Genomic DNA, 19,431 nt, shown 5'->3' with positions numbered 1-19,431 from the left:
AGTCCGACCACTCCATGGAGTGAAAATCCGTGGTTCCTGGACGTGGTGTGCGGCTAGGCTCCCGCACTTCGGGGTGCGACGGCCCGAAGCGTCCGGACCCGGATCGGGGACATGCGGCGACGTTCAACCGGGTTCAACGAGCGGGGGGTCGGTAGGATGCGGTTGTACGCGGCGGTCGCGGTCAGCGGCTTCCGGCGGCACGCCACGTACCGGGTGGCCACGGCCGCCGGGGTGTTCACCAACACCGTCTTCGGCTTCATCCTCGCGTACACCTACATCGCGCTGTGGAACGAGCGTCCCCACCTGGGTGGTTACGGCCGGGAGCAGGCGCTGACGTTCGTGTGGACGAGCCAGGCGCTGCTGGGTGCGGCATGCCTGATCGGCGGGGGATTCCAGGAGGAGTTGCAGGAGCGGATCCGGTCCGGGGACATCGCCGTGGACCTCTACCGGCCGGCCGATCTGCAGCTGTGGTGGCTGGCGAGCGACCTGGGCCGGGCGTTCTTCCAGTTGCTGGGGCGGGGTGTGGTCCCGCTGGCCGTGGGCGCGCTGTGCTTCGAACTGGCGCTGCCGGGGCTGTCCTTGACCTGGGCCGCCTTTCTGCTGTCGGTGCTGCTGGGTCTGCTGGTGAGTTTCGGACTGCGGTATCTGGTGGGGCTGTGTGCCTTCTGGCTGCTGGACGGGGCGGGGGTCAACATGGCGTTCGCCCTGCTGAGCATGTTCTTCTCCGGGACGCTGCTGCCGCTCAACGTCTTCCCGGGCGTCTTCGGCGAGGTCGCGCGGGTGCTGCCGTGGTCGGCGATGCTGCAGGTGCCGGTGGACGTCCTGCTGGAGCGGCGGACCGGCGCGGGGCTGGCGGGGGCGCTGGGGTTCCAGGCGGCGTGGGCGGTGGCGCTGCTGCTGGCGGGGCGGGCGCTCCAGACGGCGGCCACCCGCAAGGTGGTGGTCCAGGGTGGCTGAGGCGGAGGCGTACGCGCGCGGGCTCTCGCACGTCCGTGACGGGGTGCGTGCCTACGGGCTCGTCGTGCGGATGTGGGTGCGCTCGACGATGGCGTACCGCGTGTCGTTCGTGATGATGACGGTCGGCAACTTCGCGGCGACGGTCCTGGACTTCGTCGCGATCGCGTTCATGTTCTCCCACATCGACGCGCTCGGCGGGTTCACGCTGCCGGAAGTGGCCTTCCTCTACGGCACGACGAGTGTGTCCTTCGGGCTCGCGGATCTCGTCCTGGGCAATCTGGACCGGGTCGGGCGGCGGGTGCGCGACGGGACGATGGACACGCTGCTGACCCGCCCCGCGCCGGTCCTGGCGCAGGTGGCCGCCGACCAGTTCGCGCTGCGCCGGCTGGGCCGGGTGACGCAGGGCGGGCTGCTGCTGGGGTGGTCGCTGGCGCGGCTGGACGTGGCGTGGACGCCGGTGACGGTGCTGCTCGTGCCGGTGATGCTGGTGGCCGGTGCGGTGATATTCGGGGCGCTGTTCGTGGCGGGTGCGGCCTTCCAGTTCCGGGCGGTCGACGCGGCCGAGGTGCAGAACGCGTTCACCTACGGCGGGACGACGCTGCTGCAGTACCCGCCGTCGGTGTTCGCCAGGGACCTGGTGCGCGGGGTGACGTTCGTGGTGCCGCTGGCCTTCGTCAACTGGCTGCCGGCGCTGAGGGTGCTGGGGCGGGACGATCCGCTGGGGCTGCCGGGCTGGGTGGACTTCGCGTCGCCGCTGGTGGCGCTGGTGTGCTGGGTGCTGGCGGGGCTGGCCTGGCGGGCGGGGCTCAGGGGCTATCGAAGTACGGGGAGTTGACGGACGCGGTGGATGATCTGATCCTTCTGGAAGGCGTCGAGAAGGTCTTCGACGTACGCCGCCGGGCGGGTTTCCTGCGGCGGGAGCGGCACCAGGTGCGCGCGGTGGACGGCATCGGCTTCCGCGTCCCACGCGGGGAGATGGTCGGCTACATCGGGCCGAACGGCGCGGGCAAGTCCACCACGATCAAGATGCTGACGGGCATCCTGACGCCCAGCGCGGGCCGGCTGCGCGTCGCGGGCATCGACCCCTCCCGCGACCGCTCGCGGCTGGCGCGCCGGATCGGGGTCGTCTTCGGGCAGCGCACCACGCTGTGGTGGGACCTGCCGCTGCGGGATTCCTACGGGCTGGTGCGCCGCATGTACCGGGTTCCCGACGCCCGTTACCGGGCCAATCTGGAGCGCTGCGTGGAGCTCCTCGACCTCGGGGAGCTGCTGGACGTGCCGGTGCGGCAGCTGTCGCTGGGGCAGCGGATGCGCGGGGACATCGCGGCGGCCCTGCTCCACGACCCCGAGGTGCTCTACCTCGACGAGCCGACCATCGGACTGGACGTGGTGAGCAAGGCCAAGGTGCGGGAGTTCCTGCGGGACGTGAACGCCGAGCGCGGGATGACGGTGCTGCTGACGACCCATGACCTGACCGACATCGAGCAGCTGTGCGAGCGGGTGATGGTCATCGACCACGGCCGGCTGGTCTACGACGGCGGGCTGGACGGCCTCCACGCCAAGGGGGAGAGCGAGCGGACGCTCGTCGTCGACCTGGAGCGGGAGTTCCCGCCCATCACGGGCGTACCCGGGGCCCGGGTGGTGCGGGTCGAGGGGCCGCGCCAGTGGCTGGCGTTCGCCGCCACCCACAGCGCGGCGACGGTCGTGGCGGCGGTGGCCGAGCGCTATCCGCTGGTGGACCTGTCGGTGCGGGAACCGGACATCGAGCAGGTCATCGCCCGCATGTACGCCGAGAGGTGACGACGGCGCGCTGTGGTCATCCGGCCCGGCCATCTAATCTGTCCGCCATGATGAGCGAACTTCCTGAGATGCGGGCCTCCGACGCGGAGCGCGAACGGATCGCCGAGGTCCTGCGCGAGGCCGTCGCCGAGGGCCGGCTGACCATGGAGGAGTTCGAGGAGCGCCTGGACGCCGCCTACAAGGCCCGTACCCACGCCGAGCTGACGCCGCTGGTGCGGGATCTGCCGGTGGCCCCGGACGCCGGGCGGGCGGCCGTCGCGCCGGTGCCGGCGGGCGGGGGCGGCTGGGCGGAGCGCGTCGGCGGGTCCGCCACGTCCACCTGGGCGATGGCGATCTGGGGCGGCTTCAGCCGGGCGGGCCGCTGGACCGTGGGGCGGCGCTTCACCGCCTTCACCATGTGGGGCGGCGGGAAGATCGACCTGCGCGAGGCCCGCTTCGAGGACCGCGAGGTCGTCATCCGGTGCTTCGCCCTCATGGGCGGCATGGCCGTCGTCGTGCCCCCGGACCTCGATGTGGAGGTGCGCGGCATCGGCATCATGGGCGGCTTCGGGGACAGGGCGACCGGGCCCGGTACGCCCGGCTCGCCCAAGGTGCGGGTCACCGGTCTGGCGCTGTGGGGCGGCGTCGGGGTCGAGCGCAAGGCGACCCGGGCCGAACGGGAGCGGCTGCGCGAGCAGAAGCGGCTGGAGTGGGAGGACCGGCGGCACGGCGGGGGCAAGAGCCTCGGATAGCCGTCGGCCGGGCGTCACAGCGCCGCCCTGACCTCCCCCTTGAGCACGCCGAGGTCCAGCGCCCGGGCCATCACCAGATAGCCGGCGTCGTTCGGGTGGAGATGGTCCCCGCAGTCGTACACCGGGAGGAGCCGCTGCGGGTCGGCCGGGTCGCGCAGCACCCGGTCGAAGTCGACGACGTCGTCGAAGACGCGCCCCGAGCGGATCTCGGCGTTGAGGCCCCGCCGGACGAGCTCCTGGTCCGGCCCGGTGCCCGTCCGCCCGCCGAAGGGCGACAGCGTCGCGCCCGTCACCCGCAGCCCGCGCTCGTGCGCCCGCTCGACCAGCGTCCGCAGGCCCGCCGCGATGCGCGCGGAATCGGTCTGGCGGGGGAGGCGCAGGATGTCGTTGACGCCGAGCTCGACGACGACGGCGCGCACGCCCGTGCGGGAGAGCACATCGCGGTCGAAGCGGTCCAGGGCGCTGGGATTGTTCACGGCGGAAGAACCCATTCCGCCGAGGAGGACGCGATTGCCGCTGATGCCCTCGTTGAGGACGCCCAGGCGCGGGGCGCCGGGCTCGGTGCGCAGCCGGCCGGCGAGGTAGTCGGTCCAGCGGTGGTCGGCGCCGATGGTGGCGGAGACGCCGTCGGTGATGGAGTCGCCGAGGGCCACCACCGCGCCCGTGGCCTCGGTGGTCCAGACGTCGACGGCCGTCGCGTAGCGCCAGAACAGGCTCTTCGCGGTGAACGCGGCGCCGCCCGCGTCCTGCGTCCGGTCGCCGGAGGCGAGGTAGGAGATCTGCCGGGCGTGCGGGTGGATCGTCACCGGGCCGGCCGGGCGCGAGACGTAGGTGCTGATCAGCAGGTCGGCGGGGGCGGCGAGGGCGAGGCGGACCGGGTCGCTGTAGGTCGCCCGCCCGGCCGGGACGGTCACCGACCGCTCCCCGCCGAACGTCAGCTCCCGCATGCCGCCCGGTGCCGCCTCCGGGCCGCCGGGGGTCGCGGCGAGGGCGAGCGAGGCATGGTCGACGGTCAGCGGGGCGCCGCCGAAGAGGTTGGAGAGCTGGACGCGGGCCATGCCGCCACCGAGCGTGGTGTGCACCACATTGCGGATGGAGCGGCCGGGATAGCCGCGCTCGGTGCCCGGTTCGGCGGCGGCCGGGGACGCCGACCAGGCGCCGATCCAGCGCCCGGTGGCGGCCGGCGCGGCCGGGCGCGGGGACCGCGGCGCCCGGCCGGCCGGGCCGTCCGCTCCGCCCACGCCGGTGAATATCGCCACCGAGGCGGCCACGACCAGGGCCAGCAGCGCGGCCAGCAGGGCGTGGGCCGCGCCACGGGACAGGGGCGGACCGTTCATCGCGGACAACTCCCGGGGACACATCGACGGCGGGCGACGGCCGGACGCGGGGAACGACGCGGGGAACTCTTCGTCCGTTCCCCGAGTACGTCGGGTAGGGACAATGCACAGCGAGGACAGTCGGAACGGGTGGTGTCGATGAAACGGTTCCATGAAGAGGAGCCGGCTGCCGCCGGGGGCGGCGCGAATGCCGCCGATGGAGTGATGCTGCCCGGGCCGGCGGCCGGATTCACCTACAGCGCGGCGGACGAGGAGAAACGGCGCGGCGTGCGCCGGATGAAGGCCCTCGCGACGGGGCTGCTGCTGACCGTGGCCCTGGTGTACGCCCTCGCGAAGTGGGCGCAGTCCGCCGGCGCGGGCGGCTGGGCCGGGTACGTGGCGGCCGCCGCCGAGGCCGGCATGGTCGGCGCGCTGGCCGACTGGTTCGCGGTCACCGCGCTCTTCCGGCGGCCCATGGGCCTGCCCATCCCGCACACGGCGATCATCCCCACCAAGAAGGACCAGCTGGGCCAGAGCCTGGGCGAGTTCGTCGGCGAGAACTTCCTCTCCGGCGACGTGGTGCGGGTGCGGCTGCGGGCCGTCGGCATCGGCTCCCGGCTCGGCGCCTGGCTGTCCGACCCCGCGCGCGCCGACCGGGTCACCGCCGAGCTGGCCACCGCCCTGCGCGGCGCCCTGACCGTGCTGCGCGACTCCGACGTCCAGGCGGTCGTCGGCGAGGCCATCACCCGGCGCGCGGACGCCGTCGAGATCGCCCCCGGCATCGGCGCGACCCTGGAGAAGGTCGTCGCCGACGGCGGCCACCACCGGGTCGTCGACCTGGTGTGCGTCCGGGCCCACGACTGGCTCGTCACCCACAGCGACTCCGTCATGTCCGCCGTCACCGGCGGCGCGCCCGGCTGGACGCCGCGCTTCGTCGACCGCAAGGTCGGCGAACGCGTCTACAAGGAGCTGCTGCGCTTCGTCACCGAGACGCGCGACATGCCGGACCACCCGGCGCGCGGCGCGGTCGACCGCTTCCTGACCGACTTCGCCCGCGACCTCCAGTCCGACGAAGACACCCGGGCCCGGGTGGAGCGGCTCAAGTCCGAGGTGCTGGGGCGTGGTGAGGTCCAGGACGTGATCGCCTCGGTCTGGTCCTCGGTCCGCGCGATGATCGTCGCCGCCGCCGAGGACGAGCGCAGCGAGCTGCGGCTGCGCACCCGCGCCTCGATCCTCTCGCTGGGCGCCCGGATGACGGAGGACGAGCGGCTGCGCCGGAAGGTCGACGGCTGGCTGGAGGACGCGGCCGTCTATGTGGTGACGACCTATCGGGACGAGATCACCGCCCTGATCACGGACACGGTGGCGGGCTGGGACGCGGAGCACACCTCCCGCAAGATCGAGGCCCACATCGGCCGGGACCTCCAGTTCATCCGCATCAACGGCACGGTGGTGGGCGCCCTGGCGGGCCTGCTGATCTACACGGCGTCCCGGCTGCTGGGGGCGTGAGCCGTGTCATCGGGGGCGTGAGACCCGGGAAGCGCGCCCCCACCCCCTAGGGTCGGGGGCGTGCTGAAGAAACGTCCCCATCTCCTGTGGCTCCTGGGCCCCTACGTGCTCTACCTGGCAGCCCTGCCCCTCGTGGACCGCGTCCGTCCCACCGTCCTGGGCCTGCCCTTCCTCTTCTTCTGGCTGCTCCTGGCCACCCTCCTCACGCCCGTCGCCGTCTTCCTCGCCTGGCGCGGCGACCGCGCGCGGGGGCGGGCATGAGCGGGAACGCCGCCGTCGCCTCGGCGATCTTCGGCGTCTTCATGCTCCTGACCGTCGCCCTCGGCCTGCTGGCCGTCCGGGGGCACGGCCGCGGCGGCGGGCTCACCGAGTGGTCGGTGGGCGGCCGCAGCCTGGGCACGGTCTTCATCTGGGTGCTGATGGCGGGCGAGGGCTACACCAGCTTCAGCTACCTCGGCGCGGCGGGCTGGGGCTACAACTACGGCGCGCCCGTCCTCTACGTCGTCGCCTACCTCTCCTGCGGCTACGCCATCGGCTACGTCGTCGGCCCGACGCTGTGGGCCTACGCCCGCCGCCACGGGCTCGTCAGCATCACGGACATGGTGGCCCACCGCTACGGCCGCCCGTGGGTGGGCGCGCTGGTGGCGGTCCTGGCGACGGTGTGCCTGCTGCCGTACATCCAGCTGCAGATCACGGGGATGGGGGTCGTCGTCTCGACGATCTCCTACGGCGCGATCAGCCTGAACTGGGCCTACTTCATCGCCTTCGCCGTGACCACCACCTTCGTGGTCGTGAGCGGCCTGCGCGGCAGCGCGTGGGTGTCCGTGCTCAAGGACGTCCTGGTCATCGGCACCCTCGGCTTCCTCGCCGTGTACGTCCCGCTGCACTACTTCGGCGGCTACGGCCCGTTCCTGGACCGGATGGTGGCGGAGAAGCCGGCCTGGCTGACCTTCTCCGGGCACGGCGGGAGCGGTATGGGCGGGGGCTGGTTCGTCACCACCAGCTTCCTCAACTCCCTGACGGTCGTCATCTTCCCGACGACCGTGGCGGGCTATCTGGGCGCCCGTAACGCCGACGCGCTGCGGCGCAACGCGATACTGCTGCCCTTCTACAACGTGCTGCTGTTCGTGCCGATGCTGCTGGGCATGGCGGCGATCTTCGTGGTGCCCGGGCTCACGGGCGCGGGCTCGAACCTGGCCCTGTTCAAGCTGGTGGTCGACTCGCTGCCGGCGTGGGCGGTCGGGGTGATCGGAGTGGCCGGAGCGCTCTCGTCGATCGTCCCCATGGCCGTGTTCATGCTGGTCATCGGCACGATGTGGGGGCGGAGCGTGCTGGGGGCGATCCCCCGGCTCGCACAGCGCCCGGAGCGGCAGACCGCGGCGGCGCGGATCGTGGTGGTCGGGGCGGGCGCGCTGGCGCTGCTGCTCACGTACACCGCGCCCAACACGCTGGTGCGGCTGTCGCTCATCTCCTACGAGGGCATGGCCCAGCTCGTGCCCATGATCCTGCTGGGGCTGATGTGGCGGAGGCTGACGCTGTGGGGCGCCCTGAGCGGCCTTGTGGTGGGCGGCACGCTGGTGTGCGCGCTGGTCTTCACCAAACACGACCCGGTGTGGGGGGTGAACGCGGGCGCCCTGGCGCTGGTGGCGAACGTGCTGGTGGCGCTGGCCGTCTCGTGGTGGGGGCCGCGACCGGGCCCGGCCGAGGCGGCCCGCCCCGACGACGAGGTCCTGGCCCGGGACCCGGGCCGCGATCCGGAGCCGGCCGACGCACGGGCCGGTGGCGTTGTCAGTGGCAGGGGCTAGTATCGACGGCAGTTGAGATGTGATCAGGTGTTCGCCTGATCGTGAGACGTGGTCGGCAAGGGGGGAGCTGTGGTGAACGTCGTCTTCCGTACGCACGTCGGCATGCTCCTCTTCCTGCTCGCCGAGCTGTGGCTGGCGCAGAGCGGGCTGAGCGGCCTGATGGCCTCGGTCGCCGTCGCCGTGGCCGCCTCCGTGGTGGCCACCGCGGCGCTGCTGCTGGCCGCCGTCGCCGCCCGGACGTCCGGCCCGCTCACCCCGACCCGGATACGCACGGCGATCCGGGACCGTGAGCTGCGGACGGCGTTCCTCGCCCAGCGCGATCCCGATGCCCGTGGCCGTCGGCGGCCCCGGGCGCCCGGCCGTCCCGTCCCGACGGCCGCGTAGGCGCGCCCACCCCGGCCCTTCCGCCCGTGGGGGTGCCCGCGCGGCTCGTCACACCGGATTCCTCGCCTCTTTTGGCTTCTGGCTTCGTTCGGTCACGACGGGACCCCGTGGAGGGCTCACTCGCCATGTCTTTCCTCTCACCGCTGTTCACCACTCTCGGTTCGCTTCTCACCCACCTCGCGGACGCGGTCGAACCGCTCTTCGGGGCCTCGGCCACGGCCGCCGCGATCGTGGTCCTCACCTGCTGCGTACGGCTCGCGCTGCTTCCGCTCGCCCGGTCGGCGGCCCGGGGCGAGCGCACCCGGGCCGAGCTCGCGCCCCGGCTGGCCGAGCTCAAGCGCAAGCACGGCAAGGACCCCGAGCGGCTGCGCGAGGAGGGCGCGAAGCTGTACGCGGAGACGGGGGCGTCGCCGCTGTCGGGCTGTCTGCCGACGCTCGCCCAGCTCCCGGTCTTCTATGTGATGTACCACCTGTTCTCCACCGGCGACGGCGGCGATCTGCTGGAGCACACCCTGCTGGGCGCCCCGCTCGGCGGCCGCTGGACGGGCGCGCTGGGCCACGGCGGAGTGTTCGGCGCCCAGGGGCTCGTCTACCTGGGGCTGTTCGCGCTGATCGCGGCCGTGGCCACGTGGACGTACGTCCGCAACCGCAAGGCCGCCGCCGCGCTGCCCGCGCCGGTCGCGGGCGACGAGCAGGTGCCGGGGATGGCGGCGATGGCGAAGGTGCTGCCGCTGCTGTCGTTCGGCACGCTGGTCACGGCCGGGGTGGTCCCTCTGGCGGCCGGGCTGTACCTGGCGACGACCACCACGTGGACGGCGGTCGAGCGGGCGCTGCTCCAGCCGCTGCGCACGCCGCGCGAGGCGGCGGCGGAGCGGGGCCCGAAGGCGCGGCCGTCCGCCGCCTAGCCATCCAGGGAAGAGGGCCAGGGGCCGAAAGGGGGCTTGTGGAGAGAGCCTCCGGTCCTGTTCGATCATGTGGGGGTGTGTGGCGATGAGACTGCTGAGGGTCGGGCCCGCCGGGGCCGAGCGCCCGGCGCTGCTGGAAGAGGACGGGACGCTGCGCGACCTGTCGCCCCTGGTGACGGACGTGGACGGGGCGCTGCTCGCCGACCCCGCGGCCCTCGCCCACATCCGGGCGGCCGTCGGGGCCCGGATACTGCCCGTCCTCGACCCGGCCGGGCTGCGCACCGGCCCGCCCCTGACCCGGATCGGCAAGATCGTGGGCATCGGGGTCAACTACCGCGATCTCGTCGTCCAGTCCCGGGTGGCGACACCGGCCGAGCCGGTGGTCTTCCTCAAGGCGCCCGACACGGTCGTCGGCCCGGACGACACGGTGCTGGTGCCGCGCGACAGCGTGAAGACGGACTGGGAGATCGAGCTGGGCGTCGTCATCGGCCGTACCGCGCGCTATCTGCGGACGGACGAGGAGGCGCTGGCGGCGGTCGCGGGCTACGTCCTCTCCCACGACGTCTCCGAGCGCGCGTACCAGAACGGGCGCAACGGCGGCCAGTGGGGCAACGCGTGGGGCAAGGGCAAGAACTACGAGACGTTCAACCCGCTGGGCCCCTGGCTGGTGACGGCCGATGAGATACCCGACCCACAGGCGCTGAGGATGCGCCTGTGGGTCAACGGCAGGCTGATGCAGGACTCCAGCACGGCGGAGCAGATCTTTCCGGTGGCCCATCTGGTGCGTCACCTGAGTCAGTACATGACGCTCCATCCCGGCGACGTCGTCAACACCGGCACCCCGGCGGGCGTGGCGCTGGCGCGGCCCGAGCCCAAGCCGTACCTGCGGGCCGGGGACGTGGTGGAGCTGGAGATCGAGGGACTGGGGCGGCAGCGGCAGCAGTTCAAGGCAGCCTAGCCCCGGCCACCGCGCCTCCTGGGCCGTCCGGGGGGACGGAGGCGTGTGCTGCGGGGATCCGTCCCCCCAGATAGGCATATTTTCGGATATGCACCCCATGCAGCACAAAGAATATGTGCGATGGCTCCGGGTGAACCGCCCGGCGGCCTCGGTGATGGCCCTGCTGTCCCTGATCGGGGGCGCGCTGCTGGCCTGCGCCTTCAGCATGATGGGCCCCGAGGAGTCGGCACCCGTGGCGGGCCCGGGGCCCTGCGTCCCGGGGACGTGCCCGGGCGCGTACCCCGAGCCGAACAACGGGCCCGTCACCAGCCGTGACAACGGCCTCAACATCTTCGTCGGCGGCGACTACACCGTGCGCCAGGCGGCGGCGGACGCCGAGGGACGGATCGTCGTGCTGGGCGACTTCGACGTCTCCAAGGCATCCGGGGTCCCGCCCGTCTACAACGTGGGCGTCGTCGGGACCGGCTCGCGGGTGCCGCCGGAGAACGGCTCGCCGTTCCTGCGGATCGGCGGCGACCTCAAGGTGGCCGCCGGGCAGCGGCTCGTCGCCGAGGAGGGCGCGGTCAGCGGGACCGTGGCGTACGCCGGGAGCGTCCACACCGGGACGGTCAGCCCCAAGGCCGTGCGCGACGTGGGCGCCGTCGCCCTCTACGGGCCCCTGCGCGAGGAGGTGACCTCCGCCAGCGGCTGCTACGCCTACGACCGGGGCGTGGCCCGCCGGAGCACCGGCACGGCCGTCAACCTGGGCGCCGCCACGGTCTTCACCGGCGACGGCCGCTCCCGCCTCCAGGTCTTCAACGCCCCCTTCGACCTGGTCGCGCCCGGCGGCGGCGCGCAGGAGCTGCTGTTCCGCGGCGTCCCGGACGGGGCGACCGTGCTCGTCAACGTCACCAACCCCGAGGGCGGCACGACCCGGGCGCTGAGCACGTCCTCCGGCAGGCTCGCCGGCGTGCGGCGCGAGCGGCTGCTGTGGAACTTCCCCGACGCGAAGGAGGTGCGGCTCACCGGCGCCGGCCAGCTGGACGGCACCGTGCTCGTCGGCCGGCGCTCCAGCGTCACGCGGGTCACCATGGCGGGCGTCAACGGGCGGTTCTTCACGGCCGGTTCGCTCATCCACGAGTCCGGCGCGGGCGCGGTCGGCCAGGCCCTCCACGCCTACCCCTTCGACGGCTCCCTCCCCGACTGCGGCACCACCGTGCCCGCCGGGCCGGCCGACTCCGGCGAGCCCCTGCCCCTGCCGATGCCCAGCGGCCCCGCCGCCCCGGCCGTCGGCCCGGCCGGACTCGCCGGGGCCCCCGGCGCCTCCTGGTCCGCCGCCCCGGACGCGCCGGTCGCCCCGGTCGCCGGGGACGGCCACGAACTGGCCCGCAGCGGACCGCCGATGGGCGCGTACATGGCGGCGGGCACCGCCCTCGTCGCCGCCGGCGCCGGGCTCGCCCTCGTCGTCCTCTTCCGCACCCGGATGAGGGTGGTGGAGTGAGGGCGGCGGACAGCCGCGGAAACGTCTCACGGTCTCGCGCGGAAAGGTCTCCCCATGCCCCGCACCCCCAGCGGCTGCTACCCCGTCGTCAGCCTCCGCCTCGCCCGCCGGATCCTCGGCGACGACCCGCGCCGCGACGTGCGCTGGATCGCGGCCGGACCGGGGATGCGCTGCGCCGAGATCGGCAGCGGCGGCGGGTACTACACCCCCGCCCTCGCCGCCCACCTCGGGCCCGGCGGCCTGCTGGTCGCGCTCGACCCGGCCGCCCACGACCCCCGCGCCCACCGCCGGACGGGCCCGGGCGCGACGACCGTCCACGTCAGCGGCGACGGACTGGCCCTGCCCTTCGCCTCCGGAGCCCTGGACGCGCTGCTCTACAGCTACAGCCTGGAGGAGATGCCCGACCCGGCGGCGGCGCTGGCCGAAGCCGCCCGGGTCCTGCGCCCGGGCGGACAGCTCGTGCTCTTCCTCTGGCGCCCCGTGCTCCGGCGGGGGCACGTGGCCGCCCTCGGCGACATCGACGCCTTCGACCTGCGGCGGGCCCGGCGCGGCGGCCAGAACCTGCGCCTGGCCTACCGCAGGCGCTGACGTGTTCAGGAAACGGTGAGGACGACCTTCCCGGTCACCCGGTTGGTGTCGCCCAGCGCGTGCCCCTTCGCGGCCTGCTCCAGCGGGAAGACGGCCTCGACGACCGCCTTCAGCCTGCCCGCGCGCATGAGGTCCGCGATGGACCGCATGCCCTCCTGGTCGGCCTCCACGAGCAAGGGGCGGAACCGCACGCCCCGGGCGGCGGCCCGCTCCGGGAGGTCCTCGGCGTAGGACCGGATGGCGATGTTGATCAGCTGCCCGCCGGGCTTGAGGACGTCCAGGGAGCGGTCGGCCGTGTCGCCGCCGATGGTGTCGAAGACCAGGTCGACGGGGTCGATCTCGGTGAAGTCCTGGTTCCGGTAGTCGACGGTCTCGTCCGCGCCGAGCTCGCGCAGCAGCGCGTGCTTGGGGGCGCTGGCCGTGCCGATCACATACGCGCCCCGCTCCTTGGCGATCTGCACGGCGAGGTGGCCCACGCCACCGGCGGCGGCGTGGATCAGCACCCGCTGCCCGGGGCGGACGTCCGCCGCGTCCACGAGCACCTGCCAGGCGGTCAGCGCGGCCAGCGGGATCGCGCCCGCCTGGACGTGGTCGACGCCCTCCGGCTTGCGCACCAGCGCGCGGGCCGGGGCGACGACGTACTCGGCGAACGACCCCACGCCGTAGGGGTAGGGGAGCATGCCGAACACCTCGTCCCCAATCTCGTGCAGCGTGACGCCGGTCCCGACGGCCTCGACGACGCCGGAGACGTCCCAGCCCAGCACCAGAGGGAGCCGGTCGAGGAAGCCGGAGCCCTGCCGGTGCTTCCAGTCGGTGGGGTTCATGCCCGCCGCGCGGACGCGGACGAGGACCTCGGAGGGGCCGGGGACCGGGCGCTCGGTCTCGACCATGTGGACGACCTCGGGGCCGCCGTAGGTGTCCTGGCTGATCGCCTTCATCGTGCTCTTGCTCATGACGGCAAGGATTCCCCGGGCCGGAACCCCGTCGACAGTGGCCCGGAGGCCATGATGTGCAAGGATCGGGCCATGCATCGTGTGGTGGTCCTGGCGCTGGACGGCGTCATCCCGTTCGAGCTGAGCCTGGCGTCGCGCCTGTTCGGCGTGGCCGTCGACGCCGAGGGGCGGCACCTCTACGAGGTGCTCACCTGCTCGCCGGACGGCGGCCCGGTCCGCACGGGCGCCGACTTCTCGATCAGCGTCGAGCACGACGCGTCGGTGCTCGCCACGGCCGACACCGTGGTGATCCCCGCGTCCGAGACGTTCGCCGAGATCGTCGACAGCGCCGCGCTGCCCGCCCCCGTCGCCGAGGCCCTGGCCGTGATCCGGCCCGGCGCCCGGATCGTCGGGATCTGCCTCAGCACCTACGTCCTGGCGGCGGCGGGCCTGCTGGACGGCAAGGGCGCGGCCACCCACTGGTGCCACGCCGACCGCTTCCAGCGGCTGTACCCGCACGTCGCCTTGGAACCCGACGTGCTGTTCGTGGACGCGGGCCGCGTCCTGACCTCGGCGGGGGCCGCGGCGGGCATCGACCTGATCCTCCACCTCGTCCGCCGCGACCACGGCAGCGGCGTCGCCAACCACGTGGCCCGCCGCTGCGTCGTCCCGCCGCAGCGGGAGGGCGGCCAGGCCCAGTACGTGGAGCGCCCGGTGCCGCACAGCGCCGACACCGGCACGTCCGCGACCCGCGCCTGGGCCCTCGACCGCCTCCACGAGCCCCTCCAGCTCACCGACCTGGCCCGGCACGCGGGCATGAGCCGGCGCACCTTCACCCGCCACTTCCGCGCCGAAGTGGGCCTCAGCCCCGGCCAGTGGCTCACCCAGCAGCGCGTCGACCTGGCCCGCCACCTGCTGGAGAGCAGCGACCTCCCGGTGACCCGCGTCGCCGAACGCGTCGGCTTCGGCACGGACGCGACCCTGCGCCAGCACCTCCACGCGGCGATCGGCGTCTCACCGGGGGCGTACCGGAGGACGTTCCGGGCGTGAGGGGGCTGCCTCGTCGGTCTCGCCGGCCTCGTCAGCCTCGGGCGAGAGCCGTTCCCACCAGGCCGGCGATGTCGGCCACCAGCTGGTTGTTCGTCGGGGCGGTGGCGAAGAGGCTCGTCGTCAGGACGGCGAGGACGATCGGGGCGCGGCGGTGCGGGGGCCAGGCGATGCCGACGTCGTTGGCCACGGCGTAGTCCGAGCCGCCGCCGGTCTTGTCGGCGAGGGTCCAGCCCGGCAGGCCCTTGCCGAAGCGCTGCTTGTTGGTGGTGTTGGCGATCAGCCAGCCGGTCAGCCGCTCGCGGTCCGGGCGGGTGAGCGCGTGGCCGAGGACGAGGCGCTCGTAGGTGCGGCCGATGGCACCGGGGGTGGTGGTGTCGGTCTCGCGGTCCGGCTCGGCGGAGTTGAGCTGGGGCTCCCAGCGGTCGAGGCGGGTCGTGTCGTCGCCGATCGAGCGGCAGAAGCGGGTGATCGCGGACGGGCCGCCCAGCTCGCGGAGGAGCAGGTTCGCGGCGGCGTTGTCGCTCTCGCTGACGGCGGCGGCGCACAGCTCGGCGACGGTCATGCCGTTCGCGAGGTTCTCCGGCTTCTTGGTGGAGTCGGCGTAGCCCGAGTCCTTGAGGAACTGCTCGGTGTACCGGATCCGCTTGCCGAGGAGTTCGCCGTGCCGGTCCTGGCGCAGTACGGCCGCCGCGGCGAGGGTCTTGAACACCGAGCACATCGGGAACGTGTCGTCCGCGCCGTACTCGACGGTCCGGCCCGTGGCCGTGTCACGCGCGTACACGCCGATCCGGACGGAGTGCTTCCGCTCCCACTCCTTCAGTTGCCGGGTGATCTCGTCCTCGCGCCGCGGCGTGGCCGCCACGGCGCTTCCGCCCGTGGTCAGGGTGGCGGCCAGCGCGGCTCCGGTGCCGAGGGCCAGCATGGCGCGGCGCGACGGGTGTGCCCCTGTGGTCTCCAACGTCTCGGTTTCCTCTCCAGTTGCGGCCAGAACATCACTCACGACGCGGCGAAAGGGGGCATCGGTTCCGCTTCTTGAGCGATCCGGTCAAATGGCTGGAAAGTACCCAGGGTGCTGTGCCCGTCAGTCGTACAGGTGGTCCGCGTAGCGGGGGCCGTAGTAGCGCTCCAGCTCCTCCAGTGGCGTCTCGGGACGTTCCAGGCGCTTGGCGATCCGCGCGCGGGAGGGCATCTCCTCGGGCCGCCATGTCTCCGGCTTCCAGAGGGAGGAGCGCAGGAACGCCTTCGAGCAGTGGTGGAAGACCTCCTCGATCTCGACCAGGAGCGCCAGCCGGGGGCGGTGCCCCTTGACCACCATCGCGTCGAAGAAGGGCGCGTCGCGCACGATCCGCGCGCGGCCGTTGACGCGGAGCGTGTCCGTGCGCCCGGGAATGAAGAAGATCAGCCCGACGTGAGGGTTGCTCAGGACGTTGAAGAAGCCGTCGGCGCGGCGGTTGCCGGGGCGTTCGGGGAGGACGACGGTGGTGTCGTCGAGGACGAGCGCGAGGCCGTCCGGGTCGCCCTTCGGCGAGACGTCGCAGGTGCCGTCGGCCGCCGCCGTCGCCACGAGGCAGAACGGGGACAGGGCCAGCCACTCCTTGTCCAGCTCGTGCAGCCGCGTACGGACCTTGTCGCGCGCCGCCGCCGTGGGTTCGCCGAGCAGTTCGCGCAGTTCCTCGGGTGAGGTGATCTCGGCTATCGAGGCTGTGGGGGCCGTCCCGGCGGTTGTACCGGCGGTATCCATGAGTAAGTCCTCCCCATTGGGCTGGATCATGCTGTCTCGAGCTTAGGTCCCGGGAAAACTCTTCGACAGGACCCCGACCGGACGGCAAGATCATTTCCATGACGAACCTCAGTGAACGCGCCGAGCGCGCCGTGGACATCGCGACCCGGGCCGGACGCCGGCTGGGGCTCGACGCCGGTGAACCCCGCGTGCTGCACGACGTGTTCAACGTCCTGGTGCACCTCGCGCCCGAGCCCGTCGTCGTGCGGGTGCCGTCCCTGGGCTTCGCCGGGGCCGAGGAGCTGGAGCGCAAGCAGCGCCGCGAACTCGCCGTCGCCGGCTGGCTGGCGGACACCGGCGCGCCGGTCGTCCGGCCCAGCCCGCTGGTGCCGCGCGAGCCGGTCGTGACGGACGGGACGTCGCTGACGTTCTGGGAGTTCGTCAGCGAGGAGCAGCCCGCCGCCGACGAGGACCTCCAGGCGCGGTTCGTCGAACAGACCGGGAACGCCGCCGAGTTGCACGCCCTCCTGGCCGGCTACCCCGGCGAACTCCCCGTGCTGTCCCCGCTCGTGCCCGGCCTGCGCCCCCTGCTGGACGAGCTGGGGAAGCGCCGCCCGGACGGGCTCACCACGGCGGACCTGGACCGGGCCGAGAGCGAGTACGCCGCGCTGGAAGCCCTGGTCGCGGACTTCCCCGCGCACTTCCCCGGCGCCCGCCTCCAGCCGCTGCACGGCGACTCCCCGGCGTACAACATGCTGCGCGTCACCGGCGGCCGGCGGCTCTTCAGCGACTTCGAGGACGTCACCTATGGCCCCGTCGAGTGGGACCTGACGCTCGTCGGCCCGCAGGGGATCGAGGCGTACGAGCGTGCCGGTGGCGGGCCCGTGGACCCCGCCCTCCTGGAGGTCATGGAGGGCGCGCGGCTGCTCCAGGTGGTGGGGGCGCTGGCGTTCGTGCCGGTGATGCCGGAGATGGGCGCGATGCTGGAGCCCGCCGTCGCGCGCTGGCGCGAGAAGGCCCCGCTGTCCGTCGGCCGTTCAGTCTGACAGCGTGACCGTTCGGGCCTCGGCGGCGGAGGTCTTCGCCGCCTCCAGCACCCGCAGCGCGGCCGCCGCCTCCCGGGCCGTCACCGGCGGCAGGCCGCCCGTGCGCAGCGCTTCGGCGATCGCGGCGTAGTACGCGGGGTAGTCGCCCGGCAGCGTCGGCACCGGTTCGCCACCGCCCGTCAGCGGGGACTCGCCCGCGCCCAGCCGGCCCCAGGAGGACTCCGCCTCGACGCCCCAGGAGGCCGCCGTGCCCGGCCGCAGGCCCTCGCGGAGCGCGCCCTCCTGCGGGTCGAGCCCGTACTTCACATATCCGGCCGTGTCGCCCAGCACCCGGAAGCGCGGGCCGAGCTGGGCGGCGGTGGCGCTCATCCACAGGTGGGAGCGGACGCCGGAGGCGTGGCCGATGGCGATGAACGTGTCGTCGTCGGCCTCCGCGCCCGCCCGGCGCACGTCCGACTCGGCGTAGACCGTGACGGCCGGGCCGAAGAGGGTGAGGGCCTGGTCGACGAGGTGGCTGCCCAGGTCGTAGAGGATGCCGCCGATCTCGGCGGGGTCGCCGGACTCCCGCCAGCCGCCCTTGGGGCGGGGCCGCCAGCGCTCGAAGCGGGACTCGAAGCGCTGGACCTTGCCGAGCGCGCCGCCCTCGACCAGCTTGGCGACGGTACGGAAGTCGTTGTCCCAGCGGCGGTTCTGGAACGCGCTGAGCAGCAGCCCGCGCCCTTCCGCCAGCGCGGCCAGCTCCTCCGCCTCGGCGGCGGTCGCGGCCAGCGGCTTGTCCACGACCACCGGCAGCCCGGCCTCGAGCGCGGCCCGCGCGAGCGGGACGTGCGTGCGGTTGGGCGAGGCGATGACGATCAGGTCGAGTTCGTCGGCACGGCCCAGGAGCTCTTCGGCGGTGGTGGCGGTACGCGCCTGGGGGTGCTCGGCGACGGCCTGGCGCCGCCGCTCGGGGTTGGCGGTGACCACCGTGTCGAGGGTGAGCCCGTCGGTGGCGGCGATGAGCGGGGCGTGGAAGACGGAGCCCGCGAGGCCGTAGCCGATCAGGCCGACGCGGAAGGGGGCACGCAGGGAGGCGATGTCGGCGGTGTCCATGCCCACCACTTTGGCAACGCTGTTGCGTAAGCGCAAGTGGAGGGGAGAATGGGCTCTGTGAGCAATCTTGGAGCCAACCTCGCCGCCCTGCGCGATCACAACGCCGCCGTCGTCCTCGGGCTGCTGCGCGACGCGGGCGAGGGCGGCGCGAGCCGCGCGGAGCTGGCGGCGCGGTCGGGGCTGACGCCCCAGGCCGTCAGCAAGATCACGGCCCGGCTGCGGGCGGACGGCTTCGCGGCCGAGGCCGGCCGCAGGCTCTCCACGGGCGGCAAGCCGGCGACGGCCCTGCGGCTGGTGCCGGGGGCGGGGCGGGCGGTGGGGGTGCACGTGGAGCGGGACGCGGTGACGGCCGCGGTCGTGGATCTCGCGGGGGCCGTCGTGGCGACGCGTGCGGTGGCGCTCGCGGCCGGCGCGACAGCGGAAACCTTGGTCGGTGTGGTGGCGGAGGAGGTGCGGGCGCTGGTGGAAGGCGGCGGAGTCCTCGGCGTCGGGGTCGCCGCGCCCGGGCCGCTCGATCATGCCGAGGGCGTGCTGCGGGACGTCACCGGTTTCCCGCGGTGGAGCGGCTTTCCGTTGCGGGACGCGCTGGCCGAGCGGCTCGGGCTGCCCGTCGTCCTCGACAAGGACACCAACGCCGCCGCGCTCGGCCTCCTGCGGTCCGCCCCGCGCGAGCCGGGCTCCTTCGCCTACCTCCACCTCGGCACCGGCCTGGGCGCCGGGCTCGTGCTCGGCGGCGAGGTGCACCGGGGCGCCCGGACCGGCGCCGGGGAGTTCGGGCACCAGGTGCTGCGGCTCGACGGGCCGCCGTGCCCGTGTGGCAGGCGCGGCTGTCTGGAAGTGCTGTGCCTGCGGGCCGTCGCCGACGGCGACACCGCCCTCGCCGCGCGTCTGCTCGGCGTCGGCGCCGCCAACCTCGTCCAGCTCCTGGACATCGACCGCGTGCTGCTCGGCGGCCGGACCGCGCTGGCCGATCCCGACCCGTACGTCCGGGGCGTACGCGCCGAACTCCCGGCGTCCGTGCCCGTGGCCGTCGCCCCCGGCGGGGAGCGCGCCGTGGTCGAGGGCGCGGCGGAACTCGTCCTCGCGCCGCTCTTCGGCGCGGCCCGCGCGGGCCGCGTGCTGGCGCCCGCCGCACACCACGGCGCCCCGTAAGGGGCG

20 protein-coding genes are annotated in these 19,431 nt (G+C 73.7%); 15 read left to right on the top strand and 5 right to left on the bottom strand.

The annotated features are described in order from the left end of the window. Positions 1-156: 156 nt before the first annotated feature. From ACX9I7_RS19535 to ACX9I7_RS19520, 4 genes are read left to right on the top strand one after another with little or no spacing between them, the layout of a single operon-like run. Positions 157-957, top strand: coding sequence for an ABC transporter permease (locus ACX9I7_RS19535; RefSeq protein ID WP_358628148.1), 801 nt, complete (start codon positions 157-159; stop codon positions 955-957). Next, complete coding sequence (locus ACX9I7_RS19530) at positions 950-1,792, top strand: ABC transporter permease (RefSeq protein WP_459388032.1); 843 nt, start codon at positions 950-952, stop codon at positions 1,790-1,792. The genes ACX9I7_RS19535 and ACX9I7_RS19530 overlap by 8 nt, the downstream gene beginning before the upstream one ends. Next, positions 1,750-2,757, top strand: coding sequence for an ABC transporter ATP-binding protein (locus ACX9I7_RS19525; protein WP_459388064.1), 1,008 nt, complete (start codon positions 1,750-1,752; stop codon positions 2,755-2,757). The genes ACX9I7_RS19530 and ACX9I7_RS19525 overlap by 43 nt, the downstream gene beginning before the upstream one ends. Before the next feature lie 47 nt (positions 2,758-2,804). Continuing rightward, positions 2,805-3,488: a DUF1707 SHOCT-like domain-containing protein gene (locus ACX9I7_RS19520; protein ID WP_459388031.1), complete on the top strand. Its 684-nt coding sequence runs from the start codon at positions 2,805-2,807 to the stop codon at positions 3,486-3,488. A 14-nt stretch (positions 3,489-3,502) separates the two neighbouring features. Here ACX9I7_RS19520 and ACX9I7_RS19515 read toward each other — a convergent pair whose 3' ends face one another. Next, positions 3,503-4,825, bottom strand: coding sequence for an SGNH/GDSL hydrolase family protein (locus ACX9I7_RS19515; protein WP_459388030.1), 1,323 nt, complete (start codon positions 4,823-4,825; stop codon positions 3,503-3,505). A gap of 138 nt (positions 4,826-4,963) precedes the next feature. On the opposite strand from ACX9I7_RS19515, the gene ACX9I7_RS19510 reads away from it, so the two are divergent. The 8 genes from ACX9I7_RS19510 (at position 4,964) to ACX9I7_RS19475 (ending at position 12,433) form a co-directional block, all read left to right on the top strand. Next, positions 4,964-6,313 carry a DUF445 domain-containing protein gene (locus tag ACX9I7_RS19510; protein ID WP_459388029.1) on the top strand — a complete coding sequence of 450 codons (1,350 nt, stop codon included), beginning with the start codon at positions 4,964-4,966 and terminating at the stop codon, positions 6,311-6,313. Positions 6,314-6,373: 60 nt separating this feature from the next. Beyond that, positions 6,374-6,574, top strand: a complete 201-nt coding sequence (locus tag ACX9I7_RS19505) for a DUF3311 domain-containing protein (RefSeq protein WP_387574987.1) — start codon at positions 6,374-6,376, stop codon at positions 6,572-6,574. After that, entirely contained in the window at positions 6,571-8,118 is a 1,548-nt protein-coding gene (locus tag ACX9I7_RS19500) for a sodium:solute symporter family protein (RefSeq protein ID WP_387574985.1), read from the top strand. Before ACX9I7_RS19505 ends, ACX9I7_RS19500 begins: the two co-directional genes overlap by 4 nt. 72 nt (positions 8,119-8,190) lie before the next feature. Beyond that, positions 8,191-8,502 carry a DUF6412 domain-containing protein gene (locus tag ACX9I7_RS19495; RefSeq protein ID WP_387574983.1) on the top strand — a complete coding sequence of 104 codons (312 nt, stop codon included), beginning with the start codon at positions 8,191-8,193 and terminating at the stop codon, positions 8,500-8,502. A 125-nt stretch (positions 8,503-8,627) separates the two neighbouring features. Then, positions 8,628-9,407, top strand: coding sequence for a YidC/Oxa1 family membrane protein insertase (locus ACX9I7_RS19490; protein WP_459388028.1), 780 nt, complete (start codon positions 8,628-8,630; stop codon positions 9,405-9,407). Between the two features lie 85 nt (positions 9,408-9,492). After that, the gene (locus tag ACX9I7_RS19485) at positions 9,493-10,365 is read left to right on the top strand and encodes a fumarylacetoacetate hydrolase family protein (protein ID WP_459388027.1); all 873 of its coding nucleotides are present in this window, start codon (positions 9,493-9,495) and stop codon (positions 10,363-10,365) included. A 97-nt stretch (positions 10,366-10,462) separates the two neighbouring features. Continuing rightward, complete coding sequence (locus ACX9I7_RS19480) at positions 10,463-11,845, top strand: choice-of-anchor A family protein (RefSeq protein WP_459388026.1); 1,383 nt, start codon at positions 10,463-10,465, stop codon at positions 11,843-11,845. Between the two features lie 54 nt (positions 11,846-11,899). Continuing rightward, the gene (locus ACX9I7_RS19475) at positions 11,900-12,433 is read left to right on the top strand and encodes a class I SAM-dependent methyltransferase (protein WP_387574973.1); all 534 of its coding nucleotides are present in this window, start codon (positions 11,900-11,902) and stop codon (positions 12,431-12,433) included. A gap of 5 nt (positions 12,434-12,438) precedes the next feature. Here the strand turns inward: ACX9I7_RS19475 and ACX9I7_RS19470 are convergent, their stop codons facing one another. Continuing rightward, the gene (locus tag ACX9I7_RS19470) at positions 12,439-13,386 is read right to left on the bottom strand and encodes an NADP-dependent oxidoreductase (protein WP_459388025.1); all 948 of its coding nucleotides are present in this window, start codon (positions 13,384-13,386) and stop codon (positions 12,439-12,441) included. 72 nt (positions 13,387-13,458) lie between these two features. Here ACX9I7_RS19470 and ACX9I7_RS19465 point away from each other — a divergent pair, with 72 nt between their 5' ends. After that, the gene (locus ACX9I7_RS19465) at positions 13,459-14,415 is read left to right on the top strand and encodes a GlxA family transcriptional regulator (RefSeq protein ID WP_459388024.1); all 957 of its coding nucleotides are present in this window, start codon (positions 13,459-13,461) and stop codon (positions 14,413-14,415) included. 31 nt (positions 14,416-14,446) lie between these two features. Here the strand turns inward: ACX9I7_RS19465 and bla are convergent, their stop codons facing one another. Further along, entirely contained in the window at positions 14,447-15,373 is a 927-nt protein-coding gene (gene bla, locus ACX9I7_RS19460; RefSeq protein WP_459388023.1) for a class A beta-lactamase, read from the bottom strand. 123 nt (positions 15,374-15,496) lie between these two features. After that, positions 15,497-16,156 (bottom strand): pyridoxamine 5'-phosphate oxidase family protein, encoded by a 660-nt coding sequence (locus tag ACX9I7_RS19455; protein WP_387574964.1) that lies wholly within the window; start codon positions 16,154-16,156, stop codon positions 15,497-15,499. A gap of 98 nt (positions 16,157-16,254) precedes the next feature. Between ACX9I7_RS19455 and ACX9I7_RS19450 the strand changes: the two genes are divergently transcribed. Then, a complete protein-coding gene (locus ACX9I7_RS19450; RefSeq protein ID WP_459388022.1) occupies positions 16,255-17,181 on the top strand; it encodes a phosphotransferase in 927 nt (308 codons plus the stop codon). On the opposite strand, the gene ACX9I7_RS19445 is transcribed toward ACX9I7_RS19450, so the two are convergent. Beyond that, positions 17,173-18,273 (bottom strand): Gfo/Idh/MocA family oxidoreductase, encoded by a 1,101-nt coding sequence (locus ACX9I7_RS19445; RefSeq protein WP_459388021.1) that lies wholly within the window; start codon positions 18,271-18,273, stop codon positions 17,173-17,175. The two genes, ACX9I7_RS19450 and ACX9I7_RS19445, sit on opposite strands and share 9 nt — an antisense overlap. Before the next feature lie 48 nt (positions 18,274-18,321). Between ACX9I7_RS19445 and ACX9I7_RS19440 the strand changes: the two genes are divergently transcribed. Then, positions 18,322-19,425: an ROK family transcriptional regulator gene (locus tag ACX9I7_RS19440; protein ID WP_459388020.1), complete on the top strand. Its 1,104-nt coding sequence runs from the start codon at positions 18,322-18,324 to the stop codon at positions 19,423-19,425. The last annotated feature ends 6 nt before the right edge of the window (positions 19,426-19,431 follow it).

Source organism: Streptomyces sp. L500, from assembly GCF_054551825.1.
This window is presented reverse-complemented; position numbering and strand designations above follow the sequence as displayed.

Excerpts from the sequence above, each read along its gene's own strand:
- ACX9I7_RS19490 (WP_459388028.1), top strand. The coding sequence starts at position 8,628 with ATGTCTTTCCTCTCACCGCTGTTCACCACTCTCGGTTCGCTTCTCACC.
- ACX9I7_RS19475 (WP_387574973.1), top strand. The coding sequence starts at position 11,900 with ATGCCCCGCACCCCCAGCGGCTGCTACCCCGTCGTCAGCCTCCGCCTC.
- ACX9I7_RS19440 (WP_459388020.1), top strand. The coding sequence starts at position 18,322 with ATGGGCTCTGTGAGCAATCTTGGAGCCAACCTCGCCGCCCTGCGCGAT.
- ACX9I7_RS19500 (WP_387574985.1), top strand. The coding sequence starts at position 6,571 with ATGAGCGGGAACGCCGCCGTCGCCTCGGCGATCTTCGGCGTCTTCATG.
- ACX9I7_RS19510 (WP_459388029.1), top strand. The coding sequence starts at position 4,964 with ATGAAACGGTTCCATGAAGAGGAGCCGGCTGCCGCCGGGGGCGGCGCG.
- ACX9I7_RS19470 (WP_459388025.1), bottom strand. The coding sequence starts at position 13,386 with ATGAGCAAGAGCACGATGAAGGCGATCAGCCAGGACACCTACGGCGGC.
- ACX9I7_RS19455 (WP_387574964.1), bottom strand. The coding sequence starts at position 16,156 with ATGGATACCGCCGGTACAACCGCCGGGACGGCCCCCACAGCCTCGATA.
- ACX9I7_RS19445 (WP_459388021.1), bottom strand. The coding sequence starts at position 18,273 with ATGGACACCGCCGACATCGCCTCCCTGCGTGCCCCCTTCCGCGTCGGC.
- ACX9I7_RS19535 (WP_358628148.1), top strand. The coding sequence starts at position 157 with ATGCGGTTGTACGCGGCGGTCGCGGTCAGCGGCTTCCGGCGGCACGCC.
- ACX9I7_RS19480 (WP_459388026.1), top strand. The coding sequence starts at position 10,463 with ATGCAGCACAAAGAATATGTGCGATGGCTCCGGGTGAACCGCCCGGCG.
- ACX9I7_RS19515 (WP_459388030.1), bottom strand. The coding sequence starts at position 4,825 with ATGAACGGTCCGCCCCTGTCCCGTGGCGCGGCCCACGCCCTGCTGGCC.
- ACX9I7_RS19485 (WP_459388027.1), top strand. The coding sequence starts at position 9,493 with ATGAGACTGCTGAGGGTCGGGCCCGCCGGGGCCGAGCGCCCGGCGCTG.
- ACX9I7_RS19450 (WP_459388022.1), top strand. The coding sequence starts at position 16,255 with ATGACGAACCTCAGTGAACGCGCCGAGCGCGCCGTGGACATCGCGACC.
- ACX9I7_RS19465 (WP_459388024.1), top strand. The coding sequence starts at position 13,459 with ATGCATCGTGTGGTGGTCCTGGCGCTGGACGGCGTCATCCCGTTCGAG.
- ACX9I7_RS19520 (WP_459388031.1), top strand. The coding sequence starts at position 2,805 with ATGATGAGCGAACTTCCTGAGATGCGGGCCTCCGACGCGGAGCGCGAA.